The 22,215-nt window shown below is 41.2% G+C and carries 17 protein-coding genes; 16 read left to right on the top strand and 1 reads right to left on the bottom strand.

Going from position 1 to position 22,215, the window contains the following annotated elements; all coding sequences use genetic code 11:
• Positions 1 to 25: 25 nt before the first annotated feature.
• From WKT03_RS03815 to WKT03_RS03805, 3 genes are read left to right on the top strand one after another with little or no spacing between them, the layout of a single operon-like run.
• A complete protein-coding gene (locus WKT03_RS03815; protein WP_044944941.1) occupies positions 26 to 1,309 on the top strand; it encodes an FtsX-like permease family protein in 1,284 nt (427 codons plus the stop codon).
• Positions 1,310 to 1,987, top strand: a complete 678-nt coding sequence (locus WKT03_RS03810) for an ABC transporter ATP-binding protein (RefSeq protein WP_118483632.1) — start codon at positions 1,310 to 1,312, stop codon at positions 1,985 to 1,987.
• The gene (locus WKT03_RS03805) at positions 1,965 to 3,362 is read left to right on the top strand and encodes a hypothetical protein (RefSeq protein ID WP_340390926.1); all 1,398 of its coding nucleotides are present in this window, start codon (positions 1,965 to 1,967) and stop codon (positions 3,360 to 3,362) included. Before WKT03_RS03810 ends, WKT03_RS03805 begins: the two co-directional genes overlap by 23 nt.
• A gap of 229 nt (positions 3,363 to 3,591) precedes the next feature.
• Here the strand turns inward: WKT03_RS03805 and aroC are convergent, their stop codons facing one another.
• Positions 3,592 to 4,689 carry a chorismate synthase gene (aroC, locus tag WKT03_RS03800; protein ID WP_340390925.1) on the bottom strand — a complete coding sequence of 366 codons (1,098 nt, stop codon included), beginning with the start codon at positions 4,687 to 4,689 and terminating at the stop codon, positions 3,592 to 3,594.
• A gap of 345 nt (positions 4,690 to 5,034) precedes the next feature.
• On the opposite strand from aroC, the gene rpsO reads away from it, so the two are divergent.
• The 13 genes from rpsO (at position 5,035) to WKT03_RS03735 (ending at position 22,211) form a co-directional block, all read left to right on the top strand.
• Positions 5,035 to 5,301 (top strand): 30S ribosomal protein S15, encoded by a 267-nt coding sequence (gene rpsO, locus WKT03_RS03795; protein WP_008400751.1) that lies wholly within the window; start codon positions 5,035 to 5,037, stop codon positions 5,299 to 5,301.
• A gap of 217 nt (positions 5,302 to 5,518) precedes the next feature.
• Positions 5,519 to 7,621, top strand: a complete 2,103-nt coding sequence (locus tag WKT03_RS03790) for a polyribonucleotide nucleotidyltransferase (protein ID WP_021943800.1) — start codon at positions 5,519 to 5,521, stop codon at positions 7,619 to 7,621.
• 30 nt (positions 7,622 to 7,651) lie between these two features.
• On the top strand, positions 7,652 to 10,048 hold the full coding sequence (locus WKT03_RS03785; protein ID WP_021943801.1) for a GH36-type glycosyl hydrolase domain-containing protein: 2,397 nt from the start codon (positions 7,652 to 7,654) through the stop codon (positions 10,046 to 10,048).
• A 168-nt stretch (positions 10,049 to 10,216) separates the two neighbouring features.
• On the top strand, positions 10,217 to 10,876 hold the full coding sequence (locus WKT03_RS03780) for a ClpP family protease (protein WP_021943802.1): 660 nt from the start codon (positions 10,217 to 10,219) through the stop codon (positions 10,874 to 10,876).
• Positions 10,877 to 11,000: 124 nt separating this feature from the next.
• Positions 11,001 to 11,876 carry an undecaprenyl-diphosphate phosphatase gene (locus WKT03_RS03775; RefSeq protein WP_021943803.1) on the top strand — a complete coding sequence of 292 codons (876 nt, stop codon included), beginning with the start codon at positions 11,001 to 11,003 and terminating at the stop codon, positions 11,874 to 11,876.
• Positions 11,877 to 11,902: 26 nt separating this feature from the next.
• On the top strand, positions 11,903 to 14,668 hold the full coding sequence (locus WKT03_RS03770) for an FtsK/SpoIIIE family DNA translocase (RefSeq protein ID WP_340390924.1): 2,766 nt from the start codon (positions 11,903 to 11,905) through the stop codon (positions 14,666 to 14,668).
• Positions 14,669 to 14,779: 111 nt separating this feature from the next.
• Positions 14,780 to 16,450, top strand: a complete 1,671-nt coding sequence (locus tag WKT03_RS03765; RefSeq protein ID WP_340390923.1) for a formate--tetrahydrofolate ligase — start codon at positions 14,780 to 14,782, stop codon at positions 16,448 to 16,450.
• Positions 16,451 to 16,467: 17 nt separating this feature from the next.
• The gene (folD, locus tag WKT03_RS03760) at positions 16,468 to 17,310 is read left to right on the top strand and encodes a bifunctional methylenetetrahydrofolate dehydrogenase/methenyltetrahydrofolate cyclohydrolase FolD (RefSeq protein ID WP_021943806.1); all 843 of its coding nucleotides are present in this window, start codon (positions 16,468 to 16,470) and stop codon (positions 17,308 to 17,310) included.
• A gap of 18 nt (positions 17,311 to 17,328) precedes the next feature.
• Positions 17,329 to 18,645, top strand: coding sequence for a 30S ribosomal protein S12 methylthiotransferase RimO (rimO, locus tag WKT03_RS03755; protein ID WP_008400761.1), 1,317 nt, complete (start codon positions 17,329 to 17,331; stop codon positions 18,643 to 18,645).
• Positions 18,642 to 19,172 (top strand): CDP-diacylglycerol--glycerol-3-phosphate 3-phosphatidyltransferase, encoded by a 531-nt coding sequence (gene pgsA / locus WKT03_RS03750; RefSeq protein WP_117784883.1) that lies wholly within the window; start codon positions 18,642 to 18,644, stop codon positions 19,170 to 19,172. Before rimO ends, pgsA begins: the two co-directional genes overlap by 4 nt.
• A 275-nt stretch (positions 19,173 to 19,447) precedes the next feature.
• The gene (locus WKT03_RS03745; RefSeq protein ID WP_021943809.1) at positions 19,448 to 20,860 is read left to right on the top strand and encodes an acyl-CoA carboxylase subunit beta; all 1,413 of its coding nucleotides are present in this window, start codon (positions 19,448 to 19,450) and stop codon (positions 20,858 to 20,860) included.
• A gap of 16 nt (positions 20,861 to 20,876) precedes the next feature.
• The gene (locus WKT03_RS03740) at positions 20,877 to 21,809 is read left to right on the top strand and encodes an OadG family protein (protein WP_008400764.1); all 933 of its coding nucleotides are present in this window, start codon (positions 20,877 to 20,879) and stop codon (positions 21,807 to 21,809) included.
• An 18-nt stretch (positions 21,810 to 21,827) separates the two neighbouring features.
• Positions 21,828 to 22,211 carry a biotin/lipoyl-containing protein gene (locus tag WKT03_RS03735; protein WP_021943810.1) on the top strand — a complete coding sequence of 128 codons (384 nt, stop codon included), beginning with the start codon at positions 21,828 to 21,830 and terminating at the stop codon, positions 22,209 to 22,211.
• Positions 22,212 to 22,215 lie beyond the last annotated feature (4 nt).

The raw sequence follows: 22,215 nt of genomic DNA, 5'->3' as shown, positions 1-22,215 counted from the left end.
ACTTAGGTATTTATGGAAAATCACGTTGGATAATGAATGGAAACAAGGAATTCGAAGTTTTTTTAATGTTATTCTATATATTGTTGGAATTACAATAATTGGACTTCTGGTGTATTTTGTCAGTCTTGAAACAGATACGAAGAAGTCGGTAGAGCGTTCTATACGAAAAGAAATAAAAACATTAGGAAGCATAAGTATTGAAGGGAATCCTTCAGATATTCAGTATAATTCAAATTTTAATCTTTTGAAAGTTGTTAAAAGTTTTAGTGGCATAGATGCATGTTCATCTGGATGGGGAAATGGTTCACTGGCAATATCTGGAGACTGGCGTATCGAATATGATGCATCGGAATACAGAGATGAAGACTTGAAATTACTGCAAGATATACAAAAAAAGAATGTTTATGATCCCGGATATGCAATACAGGGGAAAAGTTTGGAAACTACCTGGCTGGACGCTGGAGCGTGGGATATGATGAAAATTGATCTGCTGCAAGGCAGATGTCCTTCTGAGATTGATTATGCTTTATATGGTGATGCGATTCCAATCTATCTGGGGTATCGTTATAAAGATAAAGTGCAGCCGGGAACCCGCCTTATACATGGAGAAGAGGTTTATGTTGTAGAGGGGATTCTGAAGAAGAACAGTGTATTAGCTCCAAATAGTGATGATCTGATGAACATGTATCCGGAAGACCAGAATGCGATACCCTATCAAATACTTGATTATAGCATTTTGATAATTTTAAATTCAGAAATGGACAATACATATAATTGTTTTTTTACATTAAAAGATGGTTATTCATTTGATGATGTTCAAAGTTATCTGGATGCGTTAAATTTGAACCCGGATGTAGAATTTTACATCAATAGTGTAGAAAAATATCTGGATAATATGAGCAGGGAATCAGAAAGAAAAGAAATGACTGGGTTATTTGTGTATGTCACTGTGATTGTGTGTTTGATTCTGTCGTGCTTTGAAATTAACACGATATTGGCACAGAGAAGAGAGTTTGGGATACTTCTTGCTTATGGGTTATCGCATAGAGATATTATAAAGATGGTATTGATCGATAATATAAAAAAAATGATCATTGCAATTCTGATTATGACGTGCGTAATAGCCGGTAAACTGGCAGCGAACATTATGGTAGAGAATATGACATTTTATATGTTGAAGAATACGATTTACAGTCGGTTAATCTTGACGATTGGAATGATAGGGATATTGCTTGTTCTTTTGGTCTGTATTGTACCGTCAATTCTGTTAAAGAAAATATCTCCGGCGGAATTACTTGGAGGAAAATAAATGATTCAATTAAAAGAAGCAAAAAAAATATACAAAAATGGCAGGACAGAATATCCTGCGTTGAATGGGATAGACCTGACTATAGAAAATGGAGAATATGTTGCAATTATTGGAACATCCGGATCGGGAAAAAGTACACTTTTAAATATCATAGGTGGGATGGATCAGACAACAGATGGTCAGTATCTGTATGATGAAAAGAATGTTAGCAAAATGAATTCTCATGCGCTTCATTTGTTTCGAAAGGAATATGTGAGCTTTGTATTCCAACGATTTGCACTATTGAATCAGTATAGTGTATATGAAAATGTCGAAGTACCGCTTTTGGCAAAGGGAATAGAGAAGAAAGAGCGTAAGAAAAAAGTTCTTTCCGCATTGGTGCAGGTTGGAATTCAGGATTTGTATAAGAAAAAGCCAAGTGAACTTTCGGGTGGGGAACAACAGCGGTGTGCAATTGCCAGAGCTTTGGTTATGGATACTCCTGTTGTACTTGCGGATGAACCGACAGGTTCTCTGGATAAAAACTCAGGCATTAAGGTTATGGAACTTTTAGAAGGACTGCATGAGCAGGGAAAGACCTTGATAATTGTAACACATGATATGGATATAGCAGAACATGCTGATCGTATAATACAGATTGAGGATGGAAAGATTGTTGCTGATACAAAAAAGAATTAAAAAATATTTATTATTGATAGGCGGAATTGTTATATTGCTTTCAGGTTGTGAAAAAAAAGAAAGTGATGATATGTTTGTGCTGGATCAGGAGGAAATGTCGATACAGGGAGAAGTTCAAAATAGTGAATTAGGGAAAAAAATGAAGGTACCGCAAAGCATCGATTGCAAGATGAAAACAGAAGATGCCGACTTACAAGCAATATTGATATCAGATAAGTCTGTCTGTATTCCAGATGTAGAACAACTTTATACAATGAAGTGCAGCAGAGAGAGACTGGATGCATCATACAAAAAGAAGATTTCAGAAGCAATATTTGGCGAAACAGTCCTGTATATATATGATGGCACCCCATTAATATCTGAATGTGATGAACAAATCCAATATTGCAAAAACAAGCAAAATATTTCGGATACCTTTTATAAACAATATTACCAGGCGAGTATTGAGGAGCTAGAGCAACAGAAAAAAACTGCACAGGAGATAAGAGAAAAGAATATTGATTTTTCGGCGGATCAGTACATTGGTATGATTAACGATCAAAAATATCTTCTTACATTTTATGGAAACGAAGACTATTGTGAATCCTTTGAACTAATGTTGTATCCGGAGAATTCAATGGAGAAATTTTTTGAGATTGATAACGGATATGGATTTGTTCAACCGACAGATATCTTGTCTGAAAATGAGTTGCTGTATTCGGATCTTTTGAATTATAGTGAAAATGAAGAAGATCTTTCAGCCGGGAATCGATGTAGTAAAACAATAGAGGAAGCGATAGATACCGCTTTGGGCTATGCTGGTGCATGTGTCTCATTGCCTGTTGATACGGGATGTGTAGAACCATTTTGTGTATCCTATATAAAGGGTGAAACAGAGGAAGAAGTACTTTTGTGTGATGGATATTCTATAATATTTCTTCCGAAAATTGAACAAGTTACTCCTTTTGTGTCAGATTTGTATTATGTAGAAAGTATAGCAGGTCAATATGACAACAGAAATGACAGCCAATCAAGCATTATGACAAATGGTTCAATATTACGCATTGTAATATCTTCGAAAGGTGTGGTTGGCATTGGTTGTGTAATGCCGGTGAAACAGGATGAAAAAGCGAAAAAAGTGGAACAGCTTTTAACGTGGGATGAGATTATGGAAGCCTTGAAAAATGGCTTGCCGGAATACATCAAAAAGCATGGTGCGTCATATTCGCAAATTGCATTTAATCATGTAGAACTAACATACTATTTAGAAGAAACAGAGGAGGGATATTGTTATATTCCTGTATGGCTTTTGGCAAATATTGATGCGCAGTTACAGGTTCCAGATCAGCTTATTCTACTGGATGCAAGAAATGGAAGATTTGTAGAAATAAAATAATATTCCAGATATACAAAATACAACTGCCCTATATAGAATAACATTGTGAAGATTTCGTTTTTCGATGTATATTGCCAGTAAATACAAATGCTTGTTTGATCCGTAGGTGAGTTAACACAGGAGTATTACGAATCAGGCATATGCATCGAATAGAAATCGCAACAAGTTATCTGTATAGGGCAGTTTGGTTGTATGTAGGGAATCCCATGCTGTAGAGGAAAGCCCTCCACTATTTATAAAACTCCACCAGCTTGTCCATTCTTGCGGACATATTATCAAACAGCGCATTCACAATCGTGATCGCAGCCATAGATTCTACAACGACTACAGCGCGGGGACCGATGATCGGGTCATGTCTGCCACGAATTGATACATCGATATTTTCACCGGATTTGTTGATTGTTTTCTGTGTGCTGGCGATCGATGGAGTAGCCTTGAAATGACAGGTGAGTAACAGATCAGAACCGTCGCTGATTCCACCAAGGATTCCACCGGCATGGTTTGAGTTCTTATTTACAACACCATCTTCGATATGGAAACCATCATTATCATAAGAGCCGGTATTTTCGGATGCCATGACGCCATCCCCGATCTCAACCGCTTTTACGGCACCGATTGACATAAGGGCTTTGGCGAGATTTGCGTCTAATTTATCAAAGACCGGATCACCCAGACCGGCCGGAACACCGGATACGATACATTTGACAGTAGAACCGATCGAATCATTTTGTGCCATGATATCAGAAAGATATGCAGATGCAGCTTCGCAGCTTTTTGCATCCGGCATGTTCAGTTCATTTTTTGAGATGTAGTCTGCATCAAAGTCGGCAGGGTCGGATACAATATCGCCGATCGATGAGACATAAGTTGTAAATGAGATATTTAATGTCTTTAAGATCTTTGCAGCGATCGCACCGGCGGCAACTCTGCCGATCGTTTCTCTGCCGGAGGAACGGCCGCCACCACGGTAATCACGAAAACCATATTTCTGGTCGAAGGTATAATCAGCATGTCCCGGACGATAGTAGGTAGCGATGTCACCGTAATCACCGGAGCGCTGGGAGGTGTTCCGAACTATAAGTGAGATTGGAGTGCCGGTGGTCTTTCCCTCGAATACACCGGAAAGGATCTCTACCTGATCGGATTCCTTTCTTGGAGTTGAGAACTGGGAGAAACCCGGACGTCTGCGGTTTAAGTATACCTGAATATCATCCTCGGTAAGTGGAAGACCGGCAGGACAGCCGTCAACGACAACACCGAGTGCTTTTCCATGGGATTCGCCCCATGTTGTGATCTTGAATTTATTTCCAAATGTTGAACCTGACATAATATGTAATCTCCTTCATATAGAATAAACACAGACAGCTTTTATATCTGGTGTATCTGTGTCAGATGGCTGAAAAACAGTATATTTATATTGCTCTCCATACCATCACGATGCTATTATATAGTAGTTGAAAAACAAAAAGCAACAGAAAATGCTTTTTATTATGGTAGTTGAAAAACAAAAAATACGTTTTGTGCAGTGAAAAGCACAGAAACCCCTGATTTTAAAGTTGACACACCGTTGAAAGTGTGGTAGTCTGACAAAGGTCAGCCTGTACTTAGTTTAAGGAGTCTCCGTCCTTTTACCCAGTTCAGGCCAAGTATAATATTATGGAGGATTGTTATCATGATAACAAAAGAGCAGAAACAGGAAATCGTTGCTAAGTATGGCAAGGATGCAAATGACACAGGTTCAGCAGAAGTACAGATCGCACTTCTTACAGCAAGAATCAATGACTTAAACCAGCATTTCAAGGCTAATCCTAAGGATCACCATTCAAACCGTGGTCTGTTAAAGATGGTTGGTCAGAGAAGAAACATGCTTGCTTACTTAAAGAGCAAAGACATTGAGCGTTACAGAAAGCTGATCGAGAGCCTTGGCTTAAGAAAATAATTTCTGCATCACAGATAAGAAAGACAGGTTGTTCCAATGTATGTTGGGATGACCTGTTTTTTTTGGATTCAATCTTGTATTTGACATATGAGTATGCTAAACTTTAAGAGATTGCGGCATGGCAATTCGAGACTTCTACAAGCTGTATCTATAAGGTGCGTCTTGTAGTTGTTTCGAGCCTGCTGCGGTTAATAATAGAAAAACAGGAGAAAAGAAAATGAGCAAAGAATTCAAGACTTATTCTATGGACATTGCCGGCAAGACACTTCGTGTTGATATCGGCAGAGTAGCAGCACAGGCAAATGGCGCTGCATTTATGCATTATGGTGATACAACTGTATTATCAACAATCACTGCATCTGAGAAGCCAAGAGACGGAATCGACTTCTTCCCATTAAGCGTTGAGTATGAAGAGAAGATGTATGCAGTAGGAAAGATCCCTGGCGGATTCAACAAGAGAGAGGGAAAAGCATCTGAGAACGCAGTACTTACATCCCGTGTTATCGACCGTCCGATGCGTCCGTTATTCCCTAAGGATTACAGAAATGATGTTACATTAAATAACCTTGTTACATCTGTTGATCCTGAGTGCAGACCAGAGTTGGTTGCCATGCTTGGTTCTGCTATCGCAACTGCAATTTCAGATGTTCCATTCTGCGGACCATGTGCAATGACACAGGTTGGTATGATCGATGGAGAATTCATCATTAACCCATCTCAGAAACAGTGGGATGAGGGTGATTTGAAGCTTACAGTTGCATCTACAAGCACAAAGGTTATCATGATCGAGGCTGGTGCAAATGAGATTCCTGAAGACAAGATGATCGAAGCAATCTATAAGGCACATGATGTAAACCTTTCTATCATTGAATTCATCAACAAGATGGTAGAAGAAGTTGGTAAGCCAAAGCATGATTATGTAAGCTGCGCAATTCCGGAAGAATTATTTGCAGCTATGAAAGAAATCGTAACTCCTGCTGAGATGGAAGTCGCTGTATTTACAGATGAGAAGCAGGTAAGAGAAGAAAATATCAGACAGATCAGAGAGAAATTCGAAGAAGCATTTGCTGACAATGAAGAATGGCTTGCTCTGATCCCTGAAGCATTATATCAGTATCAGAAGAAGACAGTAAGAAAGATGATCTTAAAAGATCGTAAGAGACCGGATGGACGTGCAATCAACCAGATCAGACCACTTGCTGCAGAGGTTGATATCATCCCTAGAGTACATGGTTCTGCAATGTTCACTCGTGGACAGACACAGATCTGCGATATCGTAACACTTGCTCCATTATCAGAGATCCAGAAGATCGATGGATTAGATGAGAATGTAGTATCCAAGAGATACATGCATCACTATAATTTCCCATCATATTCTGTAGGTGAGACAAAGGTATCCAGAGGACCGGGACGTCGTGAGATCGGACATGGTGCACTTGCTGAACGTGCATTACTTCCTGTATTACCATCTATAGAAGAGTTCCCATATGCGATCCGTGCCGTATCTGAGACATTTGAGTCAAATGGTTCTACTTCCATGGCATCTACCTGTGCATCCTGTATGTCACTGATGGCTGCCGGTGTACCATTAAAGTCAATGGTTGCAGGTATTTCCTGTGGTCTGGTTACAGGTGATACAGATGATGATTATGTAGTATTAACAGATATTCAGGGCCTGGAAGATTTCTTCGGAGATATGGACTTCAAGGTAACAGGTACTTATAAGGGTATCACAGCAATCCAGATGGATATCAAGATCCACGGACTGACAAGACCGATTGTAGAAGAAGCTATCGCAAGAACAAGAGAAGCAAGATTATTCATTATGGATGGCGTTATGAGCAGTGCAATTCCTGCACCAAGAACACATGTTAATGAATTTGCTCCAAAGATCGTTCAGATCAAGATCGATCCTGATAAGATCGGTGAGGTAATTGGTCAGAGAGGAAAGACGATCAATACGATCATCGAGGAGACAGGCGTTAAGATCGATATCGATGATGACGGAAACGTATCTGTATGTGGCGTTGAACAGGAGAGCATGGACAAGGCTATGAACATGATCAAAATGATCGTTGAGCCACTTGTTGTTGGTGATGACTACAAGGGTAAGGTTGTTAAGATCCTTGACTGTGGCGCAATCGTTTCACTTGCACCAAACAAAGATGGTCTGATCCACATTTCAAAGCTTTCTGACAAGAGAGTTGCAAAGGTAGAAGACGTTGTAAATGTAGGCGACGACGTTGTTGTTAAGGTTATCAAGATCGACGAAAGAGCTGGACGTATCAGCCTCAGCTTAAAGGACGTAGAGAATAAATAAAAAACAAAAAATATACAGGAGGGTATGTGTGTGAAATACGGACATTTTGATGAAGCCAAAAAAGAATATGTAATAGACAGACCGGATACTCCTGCACCTTGGGCGAACTACCTTGGTTCGCCTGCCTATGGTGCGATTATCTCCAATAATGCAGGTGGTTACAGCTTTGAAAAGAGTGGTGCGAACGGAAGAATTATCCGTTACATCTTCAACAGCTTTGACCAGCCGGGAAGATATGTATACTTAAGAGATGACGATACTTCAGATTTCTGGTCAGCATCCTGGCAGCCGGTAGGCAAGAGCCTGAATGAATACAAGAGCGAGTGTCATCACGGAACTGCTTATACCAATATCATGGCAGATTATTCCGGTATCCATTCTGAGGTACTTTATTATGTACCGCTGGATAAGACACATGAGGTATGGAATGTAACTCTTACAAATAAATCCAATAAGACCAGACATCTGTCTGCGATCGGTTTCTGTGAATTTACAAACGACTGCAACTATGAGCAGGATCAGGTAAACTTACAGTATACATTATTTATTTCAAGAACCTACTACAGAGATCAGAAAATCCTTCAGGTGATCAATGAGAATGTAGTGAATGATTCAGTGGATGGAAATGCTGTAAACAAGCGTTTCTTCGGACTTGCAGGCAGTGAAGTTGCTTCTTACTGTGGAGATAAAGAAGAATTCCTTGGTATGTATCACACATATGCTGATCCGGTTGCTGTTATCAATGGTGACTGTGGTAATAAATTAAATTATAACGAGAATTCTTGTGGTGCACTTCAGACAAAGATCACACTTGAGCCGGGCGAATCAAAGACATTTTCATTTATTCTTGGCATGAAGGATGAAGCTACAGCAAATGAGATCATGAAAGCCTATGAAGATGAGAAGACCTGTGCTGCAGAGCTTCAGGAGCTGATCGATTACTGGCATGGCAAGTTAGATAACTTCCAGGTTAAGACACCGAGCGAGTCATTTAACAACATGATCAATACATGGAATTCTTATCAGTGCTTTATGACCTTTATCTGGTCAAGAGCTGCATCCTTTACATACTGTGGCCTGAGAAACGGTTATGGCTACAGAGATACCGTACAGGATATTCAGGGTATCATCCATCTTGCACCGGAAATGGCGCTGGAAAAGATTCGTTTCATGTTATCCGCTCAGGTAGATAATGGTGGCGGACTTCCGCTGGTTAAGTACACACACAACCCTGGTCATGAGGATACACCGGATGATCCATCTTATGTAAAAGAGACCGGACATCCTGCATATCGTGCAGATGATGCATTATGGTTATTCCCGACCATTTACAAATATATCGCAGAGTCAGGTAATATCGGCTTTATAGATGAGGTTATCCCATTTGCAAATAAGGATGAAGGAACTGTATACGAGCATTTGAAGAGAGCAATCGACTTCTCTATGAACCGTCTGGGTGATAATGGAATGCCTGCAGGACTTCATGCGGACTGGAACGACTGCTTAAGACTTGGCAAGCGTGGAGAATCTACATTTGTAGCAATGCAGCTTTATTATGCAATGACTGTAATTAAGTATTTTGCAGAGTTAAAAGACGATGCAGATTATATTGACTATATCAATGAGATCCAGTATAAGATGGGTAACACAATTCAGGAGAAATGCTGGGAAGATGACCGTTATATCCGTGGATATAAAGAGGGTGGTATGGTGATCGGTTCCAAGAATGATCCTGAAGCAAGTATGTGGCTGAACCCTCAGTCATGGGCAGTTATCAGCGGTCTTGCTACCAGAGAACAGAGCGAGCTTGCATTGGAATCTGTTCACAGAGAATTAAATACACCATATGGTGTCAGACTGATGTTCCCACCATATAAGAAACATGCGTTTGACGGAGCGTTAATGCTTCTGTTCAATGCAGGAACAAAGGAGAATGCAGGTATCTTCTCACAGCCACAGGGCTGGATCATCCTTGCTGAAGCATTGATGGGACATGGTAATCGTGCATTTGAATACTTTGACGAGAGTTCACCGGCATCTATGAATGATAAGGCCGAGGTTCGTAAGTTAGAGCCTTACTGCCATGGTCAGTTCACGGAGTCAGTTGGAAGTCCTTATGAAGGCCGTTCCCATGTTCACTGGCTGACAGGAACAGCATCTACCTGTATGGTTGGATGTGTTGAGGGTATCATGGGTATGCGTCCTGATTTCTACGGAATTAAGATCGCACCTGCAGTACCATCTGACTGGAAAGAGTTCAATATCACAAAGAACTATCGTGGCAAGAAGTTAAATATTCATGTTACAAATCCGGACGGACATGAAAGTGGCTGCCAGAGCATGACTGTAAATGGAAAGGTAATGGAAGATAACTACATTCGGTTTGATGAACTGGATGATGTAAATGAGATTACACTCGTTATGTAATTTATGAATAATTTCATATAAAGTATCAAACAATAGGCAGGAAGAAATGAAAAAATCTTCCTGCCTGTTATTTTTTTGCAAAAAAGTTATGGTTGAATGGAAAAGCAAAAATGATATTCGATTTATACAGGCGGAACATTTCTGACTATAAGAAAGGAAGTCGTTTACATGGATCAGGAATTAAAAAGACAGGACCTCATTGTAGAAAATGGTCAGATCATCATAAATGGAAACAAAGAAAAATATAATATATTGTTACTTGATATCATTGGGGAGATTGAGGGACATGTCAGTCTGCCGTCCGATACCAAGACTACAAAATATGAGCATATATTGCCGGAGCTTGCGGTTGTTCAGGATGACGAAAGCATCAAAGGTGTACTCGTATTATTAAATACAGTAGGCGGGGATGTAGAAGCAGGCCTTGCAATAGCAGAGATGCTGGCATCAATCAGCAAACCGGTTGTTACACTGGTGCTTGGAGGGAGTCATTCGATCGGTGTGCCGCTTGCGGTATCAGGTAATGTATCATTTATCGTACCGACAGCAACGATGGTTGTGCATCCTCTCAGAGTATCCGATACCGTGCTAGGTGTGAGACAAAATTATGAATATATCGAACGGATGCAGGACCGAATCATACAGTTTACGTCTTGTCATTCCAAGATCGGTGAAGATTCATTAAGATCGATCATGTTCAATACACAGGAATTATCCAAAGATATCGGTTCGGTTCTTGTTGGAAAAGAAGCGGTCGAATGCGGCATTATTGACAGGATCGGAGGAATATCGGCTGCATTAAACAAACTCTATGACTTGATAAATTGATGGAATGATAGTAAAATAGGCTGATGGTTCGTTTTTTTTACGGCTATTGGCCGGTACATAGAAAAACGGTATAGATAGAGAAAACAATAAAACAGTGCTGGTTATACAGCGGATTGGAGCAATTATGTCACTATTAGAATCAATCATTATGGGAATCATTCAGGGAGCAACCGAGTTCCTTCCCGTCAGCAGTTCAGGACATCTCGCAATCTTTAAGAACATGTTTCATGTAAATACAGATACAGGCATCATGTTTGATATCCTGCTTCATTTTGGCACACTGGTTGCCATCTTTATTGTGTATTGGAAGGATATTGTTGAACTGATCGTAGAAGGATTTACGATTATCGGTCTTGCCTGCTGCAATGTAGGGAGATTTTTTGCAAATCTGTTTTCCAAGGAGAAGAAACCATATCGTAAGATCATTGAAACGGAATACCGTAAATTCGTAATGCTTGTTATTTTATCAACACTTGTAACTATGGTGATCGCACTTCCGTTTGAGAGTAAGATTGAAAATGCCGGAAATACTTTATTAGTTCCGGGATTTTGTCTCTGTATCACATCTGTGATTTTATTTATTGCTGATCGTGTTCAGAAGGGCAATAAAGGACCGGCAGAGGCTACATATAAGAATTCGTTATTTATCGGTCTGGCTCAGGGTATTGCAACTCTTCCCGGTATTTCCAGATCGGGCTCTACGATCACAGCAGGTCTTGCATGTGGATTCAACAGAGAATTTGCAGTAAAATATTCATTCATCATGTCGATTCCGACAATTCTTGGAGCATGTATTCTTCAGATCCCGGATCTGGCAGGTGCAAGTCTTACCGGATCAGAGATCCTGAATTATGTGATCGGTATGATCGTTGCGGGCGTTGTAGGCTTTCTTTGTATCAAAGTGATGCTGAAATCAGTAAAGAACAATAAATTCAAGGGATATTCCATTTATTGTTTATGCGCAGGTGTGATATCTGTCATTTATTATTTTGTACGTTAATTTAAGTAAGTAAGTGGGAGAAGAAAATGGCTGAAACCAGAAAGAAAAACGGGACGGCAAAACAGAACGGAACGACCAGAGCCACCGGTGGAACCGGGAAAAATGGTACGGGGAAAAAAAATAGTACAGCTAAAAGGTCAAATACAGTATCGAACCCAAATACATCAAAAAAACAGATGGAACAACAGATAGAAGAAGATAACAGGGAAGTACGTCTGGAAGTAATCCTGTTAGTCATTCTTGCTTTTTCCATATTCTTGATGATCGCTAACTTTGGCAAATGTGGAAAGGTCGGCGATGCAATATCCGGTTTCCTGTTTGGTGTGATCGGATTTGCCGAATACATATTTCCGGTATATCTTTTTATATCATCGGCATTTATTATTTCCAATCTTGGTAATAAAAAGGTTAGAAATGAAGTAATCTATATCGGTGTGGTTCTGATGATCATATCGATGATCAGCCAGATGATCTTCACAACCGATTATTTATCTGTAAAACAGTTATATCTGGATGGATATAAGGAGCATATGGGCGGTGGAATTATCTGTGGCGGTTTGTTCTTTATTTTCAGAAATACGATCGGTATCGTGGGCGTAACACTGGTAATGATCCTTGGTGCGCTTGTTATGTTTGTCCTGATCACGGGAATCTCAGTGATCGATACATTTAAGGATCTGATCAACAGCTTTTACAGGGAAGAAGAATATGAGGAACCGGAGCAGGAGTGCAGACCGGTTAAAAAGAATAAGAAAAAGTCCGGAAAGTCCGGAAACAGCCAGGTAAGGCTTGAGAACCTGAAGGTCTATGAAAGCGGTGAAAAGCAAAAGGGCAAAGCGAAGGACTTCTTTGAGAATGAGGATGAGATTCATGAAATAAATGTACCGGATGACGATTTTCTTACATTTAATAATGATGTAGAGAAGATTGTACTTCATGATGAAAGAGAAGAACAGATACCGGTATCGTTTGCGAAGAAAACGTCGGTTACAAAGAGCAGGAGAAAATCAGAACCTGCTCCTGTAGAAACGGCAGCCGGTGTTTCGTCGGCAGTTCCTATGGGTGATACACAGGAGATTCCTGTTCAGCAGACAAAAGACATCTTTGATGCAGAATTTGAGGATGAAGAAGATGTTCTTTCCGGTGCGATCAATGGAAATGAGCATCCGGAGGTTGTCAGTGTGATACCGGATGATTATGATCCGGATATGGATTCTGCGTTTTCCAGTGTGACAGGAAAGACAGAGAACTCTCAGACGGTGAAGAAGCCTGCACCGGCGGCAGACAAGCCCGGACAGAAGAACTATAAAGAGGGAGCAAAGTATAAATTTCCGGGATCCAATCTTCTGGCACAGCCGCCGAAGAATCACAATGCGAACCGGGATGCACAGGTACGTTCTACAGCGATCAAGTTGAAGAATACATTGGAAAACTTTGGTGTTAATGTTACGATCACAAATTATAGCTGCGGACCGGCGGTTACCCGGTTTGAAATGCAGCCGGAGCAGGGCGTTAAGGTCAGTAAGATCCTTGGTCTTGCCGATGATATCAAGTTAAATCTTGCAGCTGCTGATATTCGTATCGAAGCTCCGATCCCCGGCAAGGCAGCGATCGGAATCGAAGTACCAAACAAAGAAAATTCAATTGTTGCATTTCGCGAACTGGTGGAATCGGATAATTTCAAGAATTCCAAATCCAACATCGCATTTGCAGTCGGTAAAGATATCAGTGGACAGGTTATTGTTACGGATATAGCCAAGATGCCGCATCTGCTGATCGCCGGCGCCACAGGCTCCGGTAAATCGGTCTGTATCAATACGCTGATAATGAGTATCTTATATAAGGCAAAACCGGAAGAAGTAAAACTGATCATGATCGATCCGAAGATGGTAGAGCTTGCCTGTTATAATGGCATTCCACATCTGCTGATCCCGGTTGTAACCGATCCGAAGAAGGCATCCGGTGCACTGAACTGGGCGGTAGAGGAAATGACCAGAAGATATCAGATGTTTGCAGAATGTGGAGTCAGAAATATACAGGGATATAATGACAAAGTAGAACAGGCACTTGCTTCCGGATCAGTAGATGATGAGAAGCTAAAGAAAATGCCGACGATCGTTGTGATTGTGGACGAGCTTGCCGACCTGATGATGGTTGCTCACGGAGAAGTGGAAGACGCGATTGTCCGTTTGTCACAGCTTGCCAGAGCGGCAGGTATCCATCTGGTTATAGCAACTCAGCGTCCATCGGTAGATGTTATTACCGGTCTGATCAAGGCAAATGTTCCATCGAGAATTGCATTCGCTGTATCATCCGGTGTAGATTCCAGAACCATCTTAGATATGAATGGTGCAGAGAAGCTTCTCGGTAAGGGTGATATGTTATTTTATCCGACCGGTTATCCAAAACCGGTTCGTGTACAGGGAGCTTTTGTTTCTGATGAAGAAGTGTCAGCCGTTGTGGAGTATCTGAAGAAACAGAACGGTGTCGGAACGTATGATGATGATATATCTAAGTCTATTACACAGACCGGAGCGGCCGGTGCACCCGGTATGAGCGGTGGAAGTGATAAGGATGATTATTTTGTAGAAGCCGGACGCTTTATCATTGATAAAGAAAAGGCCTCGATCGGAATGCTGCAGCGTGCGTTTAAGATCGGCTTTAACCGTGCGGCACGTATCATGGATCAGCTTGCAGGTGCCGGGGTTGTAGGTCCGGAGGAGGGCACAAAGGCAAGAAAGATACTTATGACGCAGGAAGAATTTGACGAATATATAGATAATAATTTATAATACAGATTCAAATGATATTTATACAGGGAAAATGCCGGTGAAGGGATATAGCGTGCATAGGCAGATTTTACCTGCTATAGGATAAAATTACACTCAGGGAGGACATATTAAATGTTAAACGACATCGAAATTGCACAGCAGGCAGAGATGAAGAATATAAAGGAGGTTGCAGCAAAGCTTGACATCAAAGAAGATGAGATCGAGATGTATGGCAAATATAAAGCAAAGTTGTCAGATGAGCTGATCGCTTCCGTACAGAAAAATGAGAATGGTAAGCTGATCTTAGTTACAGCGATCAATCCGACTCCTGCAGGAGAGGGCAAGACAACGATCACAGTCGGACTTGGTGAAGCTATGGGCAGACTGAATAAGAAAGCGGTTATCGCACTTCGTGAACCATCACTTGGTCCGTGCTTTGGTATCAAGGGCGGTGCTGCCGGCGGCGGATATGCACAGGTAGTACCGATGGAGGATCTGAATCTTCATTTTACTGGTGATTTCCATGCGATCACATCTGCAAACAATCTGCTTGCAGCAATGATGGATAACCATATTCATCAGGGAAATGCACTCGGCATTGATGTGAACCGTATCGTATTTAAAAGATGTATGGATATGAATGACCGTGCGCTGCGTCATACCGTGATCGGACTTGGAAAGCGTGTAGATGGTGTGCCAAGAGAAGATGGCTTCGTGATCACGGTTGCATCAGAGATCATGGCGATCCTTTGTCTGGCAGCGGATTTCAATGACCTGAAGGAAAGACTTGGCAGGATCATTGTTGCTTATAATTATCAGAACGAGCCTGTAACAGCAAAGGATCTGAAAGCGGTTGGTGCTATGGCTGCACTCTTAAAGGATGCCATCAAGCCGAATATGATCCAGACGTTGGAACATACACCTGCACTTGTGCATGGTGGACCATTTGCAAATATCGCACATGGCTGTAACAGTGTAATCGCAACAAAGACAGCATTAAAGCTGGCAGACTATGTAATTACAGAGGCTGGATTCGGAGCAGATCTTGGTGCAGAGAAGTTCTTTGATATTAAGTGCCGTATGAACGGACTGAAGCCGGATGCAGTTGTTCTGGTTGCGACCGTAAAGGCATTGAAGTACAACGGCGGCGTACCGAAGACAGAGCTTGGTCAGGAGAATCTGGAGGCATTAAAGAAAGGTATCGTAAACCTTGAAAAGCACATCGAGAATCTTCAGAAGTATCAGGTTCCTGTTGTCGTTACTTTAAACCGTTTCATCACAGACACAGATGCGGAACTTGCGTTTGTGGAGAAATTCTGTAAGGACAGAAACTGTGATTTCGCTCTTGCAAATGTATGGGAAAAAGGCGGCGAAGGCGGTATCGAGCTTGCAAATGCAGTATTAAATACACTTGAGAACAAAAAGAGTGATTTTAAAGTATTATATAAAGATGAGCTGTCAATTAAAGAAAAGATCTCATGCATTGCAACAGAGATCTATGGTGCAGCAAATGTAACATACAGTCCGGAAGCAGATCGTGCGATCGCTAAGATTGAAGAGATGGGATTTGGAAACTTCCCTGTATGTATGGCAAAGAATCAGTATTCACTTTCGGATGATCCAAAGAAGCTTGGAAGACCGGAAGGATTTGATATTAATATCCGTGAAGTATATGTCAGTGCAGGTGCCGGCTTTGTGGTCGCAATCACAGGTACGATCATGACAATGCCTGGTCTGCCTAAGGTGCCGGCTGCTGAAAATATCAGTGTAAATGACGATGGTGTAATTTGCGGATTATTCTAAGGAGGAATAAATCAAATATGGCTCAACTGATTGATGGAAAAGCAATATCAAAACAGATAAAAGATGAATTAAAGGAACAGGTTGCAGAGCTTTCAGCAAAAGGTGTAAAGATCTGTCTGGCAGTTATCCAGGTAGGAAATGATCCGGCATCTTCCGTATATGTCGGCAATAAGAAAAAGGCATGTGCCTATATCGGCATTGATTCTTTGTCTTATGAGCTTCCGGAAGAGACAACGGAGGAAGAACTGTTAGAACTGATCGATAAATTGAATAAGGACGATGCTGTAAATGGAATTCTGGTACAGCTTCCGGTTCCAAAACATATCGATGAGGACAAGATCATTAAAGCAATCTCACCATTAAAGGATGTTGATGGCTTCCATCCGATGAGCGTTGGAGCATTAAGTATCGGTCAGCCTGGATTTGTATCCTGTACACCGGCTGGTGTGATCCAGCTCTTAAAGCGTTCCGGAATCGAGATCGCAGGAAAAGAATGTGTCGTGATCGGCAGAAGCAATATCGTAGGCAAACCGATGGCTATGCTGTTATTACGCGAGAATGGAACGGTTACGATCTGTCATTCAAAGACAAAGGATCTGAAAGAGGTATGTAAGCGTGCAGATATTCTTGTAGTTGCGATCGGCAGACCGAAGATGATCGATGCATCCTATATCAAAGAGGGCGCAACCGTGATCGATGTCGGAATACACAGAGATGAGAATAACAAATTATGCGGCGACGTTGATTTTGAATCAGCAAGCAAGGTTGCAGGAGCAATTACTCCTGTACCGGGTGGAGTTGGTCCTATGACGATCGCAATGCTTATGCATAACTGTGTAGATTCGATCAATATAAAATAACCTGAGGAAAGAACATATATGAAAGTATTGATGGTATCATTGGGCTGCGATAAGAACCTTGTGGACAGTGAGGTAATGCTCGGACTTCTGCATAAGGCAGGACATGAGATCACAAATGATGAACATGAGGCAGAGGCAGTTGTTATCAATACCTGTGCATTTATCAAAGATGCGCAGGAAGAAAGTATTAATACGATAATAGAATACGGAGAGCTGAAGAAGACAGGATCATTAAAGAAGCTGATCGTTACCGGCTGCCTGTCACAGCGGTATAAGGACGATATTCTTGCAGAACTGCCGGAGATTGATACAATTGTCGGAGCTGCAAATTATGATGCGATCGTGGATGCAATCGGATCTGAAGAAGAACATTCCTTTGTTACAGATATCAATTATATGCCGGAGGCAGTTGGCGGACGTATCGTTACAACCGGAGCTTCAATGGCATATTTAAAGATCGCAGAAGGCTGTGGCAAGATGTGTACTTATTGTGCGATTCCATATATCAGAGGAAAGTACAGAAGTATTCCGATGGAACAGCTTCTGGCATCTGCAAAAGAGCTTGCTGCACAGGGAGTAAAAGAACTAATCCTTGTTGCACAGGAAACAACACTCTATGGAGTGGATCTGTATGGTGAAAAGACACTTCCGAAATTATTACATGAACTCTGCAAGATCGAGGAAATCCAGTGGATACGTTTGATGTACTGCTATCCGGAGGAGATCACAGACGAGCTGATCGATACGATCGCGGAGGAAGAAAAAGTCTGTCATTATCTCGATATACCGATTCAGCATTCAGAAGATCCTGTATTGCGACGCATGGGAAGACGTACCTGTAAAAAGGATATTGTAGAATTGATCGCAAAGCTTCGGATCCGGATTCCTGATATTGCGATCCGTACAACGCTGATCGCAGGATTTCCCGGTGAAACAGAAGCGGATCATGAAGCGCTTATGGAGTTTGTGAATGAGTCGGAATTTGACCGCCTGGGTGTGTTTACATATTCACCGGAGGAAGGGACTCCGGCAGCATCATTTCCTAATCAGATTGAAAATGAGGTTGCAGAAAAATGGCGGGATGATATAATGGCATTGCAGCAGGAAGTATCATACGACAAGAATCAGGAGCTGCTTGGCAAGAGTCTTACAGTACTGATCGAAGGCTATGTTGCAGAAGACGATGTATATGTCGGAAGAACTTATCGGGATGCGCCCGATGTAGATGGTATGGTATTTGTTGATGCACCGTATGAGCTGATGTCCGGCACCTTTGTACAGGTTCGGATCACAGATGCAAATGAATATGATCTGACAGGGGAGATGATAGAATGAATTTACCAAACAAATTAACAATATTGAGAGTTATAATGATTCCATTTTTTGTTGTGTTTATGTATCTTGATTTTGCAGCAGCCAAATGGATCGCACTTGGTATCTTTATCGCTGCAGCGATCACGGATACATTAGATGGACAGATCGCAAGAAGATGTAATCTGGTCACAACATTTGGAAAATTCATGGATCCGTTAGCAGACAAGCTTCTGGTATGTTCTGCAATGATCGCACTGGTCGATCAGGGACGGATTCCTGCATGGATCGTTATTATCATCATTGCGAGAGAATTTATCATTAGCGGATTCCGGCTGATTGCAGCAGAAAAGGGTGTTGTTATTGCGGCTGGTATCTGGGGCAAATTAAAGACTGTTGTCCAGATGGTCATGGTTTGTTTCCTGATCGGTAATCTTGGTGGAAAAGTGATATTTGTAATCGAACAGGTGCTGATCTACGCTGCACTTGTATTAACGATCATTTCACTGATCGATTATCTGGTATCAAACAAAAATGTCCTGAAGGATTAATATAAAGTTAAAAGCTGTATAGTTATGAACAACTAACCACAAAATAGACAATTATGGGGAAAATGGGGTATTTTCTGACAATTACTTCCACTTTCCCCTTTTGTTTTTTAAGTAAAAATAGCAGGGATGTCCGATTGTTAAAAAGTGCTGAAAAAACTGTGTCGTAATGATAATTTTACTTGAAATAAATTCGTAAAGGCTTTACAATAAAATCGGCATAAATTTGGAATTACTTTTATGTAACTCCTAAAAATAAATTTAATGGAGGACTAGAAATGAGCAACAAACTCACCCTGTCAGCAAGCGATAGAATTAATGCATTGCTTGATGACGCAAGCTTTGTTGAAATCGGTGCTTATGTGAAAGCAAGAAATACTGATTTTAACATTCAGGATAAGGATACTCCAAAAGATGGTGTTATCACCGGATATGGTGTTATCAATGGCAATTTAGTGTATGTATACAGTCAGGACGCTAAAGTTTTAGGCGGTTCTGTTGGTGAGATGCATGCTAAGAAGATTGCAAAAATTTATGATATGGCTATGAAGATGGGTGCACCTGTCATCGGTATGATCGACTGTGCAGGACTCAGACTTCAGGAAGCTACAGATGCACTGAATGCATTTGGTGAAGTATATGGCAAGCAGGTTATGGCTTCAGGTGTTATTCCTCAGATCACAGCTGTTTTTGGTGCATGTGGCGGCGGTGCTTCCCTTGTTCCATCATTATCAGACTTCACTTTCATGGCAAAGGAAGGTGCAAAGTTATTTGTAAATTCTCCAAACGCTTTAGCAGAGAACAATATTACAAAGTTAGATACTTCCGCAGCTGATTATGTAAGTGAGAATACAGCAAATGTAGATGGTGTATTTGAGACAGAAGAAGAATTACTTGGTATGATCCGTGCATTGGTTGAGGTTCTTCCAAGCTGTAATCTGGACGACAAGGAAGCTTCTGCAAATGACAATCCAAACAGAATTATCCCAAATCTTGATTCTTACAAGAACGATCCAAGAGCAGTGATCCAGAATATTGCCGATGATTCTCTTGTGCTTGAGATGAAGAAGGAATATGCAGGAGATGTTGTTACAGCTCTGATCCGTATGGATGGTATCACAGTTGGATGTGTTGGTAATCAGGAAGATACGATCACAACAGCGGGTGCATATAAAGCAGAAGAATTTGTAGATTTCTGTGATGCATTTAACATTCCTGTTCTTACACTTGTAAATGTAACAGGTTTTGCTGCAACAGTTGAAGAAGAGAAGACCATCTCAAAGGCTCTTGCAAAACTTACAAATGCATATGCAGATGCAACAGTTCCAAAGGTTACGGTTGTTATGGACAAGGCCTATGGAACAGCATATACGGTTATGAACTCCAAGGCAATCGGAGCTGATATGGTATATGCATGGCCGGATGCAGTGATCGGTACTATGGATCCTGAGATGGCAGTTAAGATCATGTATGAAGATGAACTTGCAGCAGCAGACGACAAGCTTGCCTTCATCAAGGAGAAGAAAGCAGAATATGTTGCAGCTCTTTCAGGAGCAGCTTCGGCAGCATCCAGAGGATATATCGATGATATCATCGAGCCTGATGCTACAAGAAAGAGAGTGATCGCAGCGATCCAGATGCTCCTTTCAAAGGAAGAGATGAGACCTTATAAGAAACACGGTACTATATAAAAGGAGTGACAACTAAATGAAGAAAAAATTATTATTAATAGTTTCTATGTTAGCTGTTACTTTTATGTTTGCCGGATGTAGTGCTTCTGATGATAACGGAGTAAAATTTGCTTATAACGATCAGGAGATCGCTCAGGTAGCAAAAGATGCCTGTGAGACATATCAGAAATATGCAAGCGCAGATGAGACCTATAACTATGTTATAGAAGCAGGCGAGGATGCAGGGGTTTCTGAAAATGAGATAGAAGCAGTCAAGTCATTCCGTAATATCGGTGATGAGTGCGGTGAGTTTAAAGATTTTACAGGTGAATACAAGATTACAGAGACAGAAGGAAATGTAATCGTTACTCTTTATGCTGACTGTACAGAAAAAGAAGCGTTGATCAAGGTAACATTTGTAGACAACAGTGCAACATATAACTTACAGAGATATCAGTTAATGAATCAGTATGGTTACAGTGAAGAGCAGGCTGATGAAGCCCTTTCTTCACAGGGTATGTACCCATATAAGTCAACTGATGTTGAGATTGCAGCAAACATGACATTTGAAGATAAGATGAAGGCAGCCGGAACCAACACCCTGATCGGTATGGCAACTGTATTCGTTGTTCTTATCTTTATATCATTTATCATCTATCTGTTAAAATTTGTTCCCGGCTTCTTTGATAAAGAAGCAAAAGCAGCCAAGAAGGCAGCTAAAAAAGCAGAAGAAGCAGCTAAGGCAGAGCCTGTTGCTGAGACAAAGGAAGAAGATGCAGGATCTGCACCGGCAGGACAGATTGTTGACATCGTTAAAACAGAAACAGGTGAAAGCGTAATGAATGATTCTGAACTGGTTGCAGTTATCACAGCCGCAGTTGCTGCTGCATCAGCAGGACAGAATGCATATACAACGTATCCAAGCAAAGATAAGCTTGTGACACGTCCGATCAGACGTATTAAGAGATAATAATAGGAGGATATATCGATGAAGAATTATAGAATTACAGTAAATGGTACATCATATGATGTTTCAGTTGAAGAATTAGCAGGTGGCGTTGCCCCTGTAGCAGCACCAGTTGCAGCAGCTCCTGTAGCAGCACCGGCACCAGCGGCAGCACCGGCACCAGCACCGGCAGCTAAGTCAGTGGGCGCAGGTTCCATTAAGGTTGCTTCTCCGATGCCTGGCAAGATCCTTGATGTTAAGGCAAATGTTGGTGATGCAGTTAAGAAGGGACAGGTTATTCTGATCCTTGAAGCTATGAAGATGGAAAACGAAGTTGTTGCTCCGGAAGATGGTACAGTAGCAAGCATCGACGTTGCATCAGGTGCAACTGTTGAAGCAGGAGATACATTAGCAACTCTGAACTAATGCT

Origin of the sequence: Coprococcus sp. HCN-4056, from assembly GCF_037892645.1 — a bacterium.
GTDB lineage: Bacteria > Bacillota > Clostridia > Lachnospirales > Lachnospiraceae > Coprococcus > Coprococcus ammoniilyticus.
Note: the sequence above shows the minus strand (reverse complement) of the source record. Positions and strands in the feature narration are given on the sequence as shown.

Excerpts from the sequence above, each read along its gene's own strand:
- WKT03_RS03810 (WP_118483632.1), top strand. The coding sequence starts at position 1,310 with ATGATTCAATTAAAAGAAGCAAAAAAAATATACAAAAATGGCAGGACA.
- aroC (WP_340390925.1), bottom strand. The coding sequence starts at position 4,689 with ATGTCAGGTTCAACATTTGGAAATAAATTCAAGATCACAACATGGGGC.
- rpsO (WP_008400751.1), top strand. The coding sequence starts at position 5,035 with ATGATAACAAAAGAGCAGAAACAGGAAATCGTTGCTAAGTATGGCAAG.
- WKT03_RS03790 (WP_021943800.1), top strand. The coding sequence starts at position 5,519 with ATGAGCAAAGAATTCAAGACTTATTCTATGGACATTGCCGGCAAGACA.
- WKT03_RS03780 (WP_021943802.1), top strand. The coding sequence starts at position 10,217 with ATGGATCAGGAATTAAAAAGACAGGACCTCATTGTAGAAAATGGTCAG.
- WKT03_RS03775 (WP_021943803.1), top strand. The coding sequence starts at position 11,001 with ATGTCACTATTAGAATCAATCATTATGGGAATCATTCAGGGAGCAACC.
- WKT03_RS03770 (WP_340390924.1), top strand. The coding sequence starts at position 11,903 with ATGGCTGAAACCAGAAAGAAAAACGGGACGGCAAAACAGAACGGAACG.
- WKT03_RS03765 (WP_340390923.1), top strand. The coding sequence starts at position 14,780 with ATGTTAAACGACATCGAAATTGCACAGCAGGCAGAGATGAAGAATATA.
- folD (WP_021943806.1), top strand. The coding sequence starts at position 16,468 with ATGGCTCAACTGATTGATGGAAAAGCAATATCAAAACAGATAAAAGAT.
- rimO (WP_008400761.1), top strand. The coding sequence starts at position 17,329 with ATGAAAGTATTGATGGTATCATTGGGCTGCGATAAGAACCTTGTGGAC.
- pgsA (WP_117784883.1), top strand. The coding sequence starts at position 18,642 with ATGAATTTACCAAACAAATTAACAATATTGAGAGTTATAATGATTCCA.
- WKT03_RS03745 (WP_021943809.1), top strand. The coding sequence starts at position 19,448 with ATGAGCAACAAACTCACCCTGTCAGCAAGCGATAGAATTAATGCATTG.
- WKT03_RS03740 (WP_008400764.1), top strand. The coding sequence starts at position 20,877 with ATGAAGAAAAAATTATTATTAATAGTTTCTATGTTAGCTGTTACTTTT.
- WKT03_RS03735 (WP_021943810.1), top strand. The coding sequence starts at position 21,828 with ATGAAGAATTATAGAATTACAGTAAATGGTACATCATATGATGTTTCA.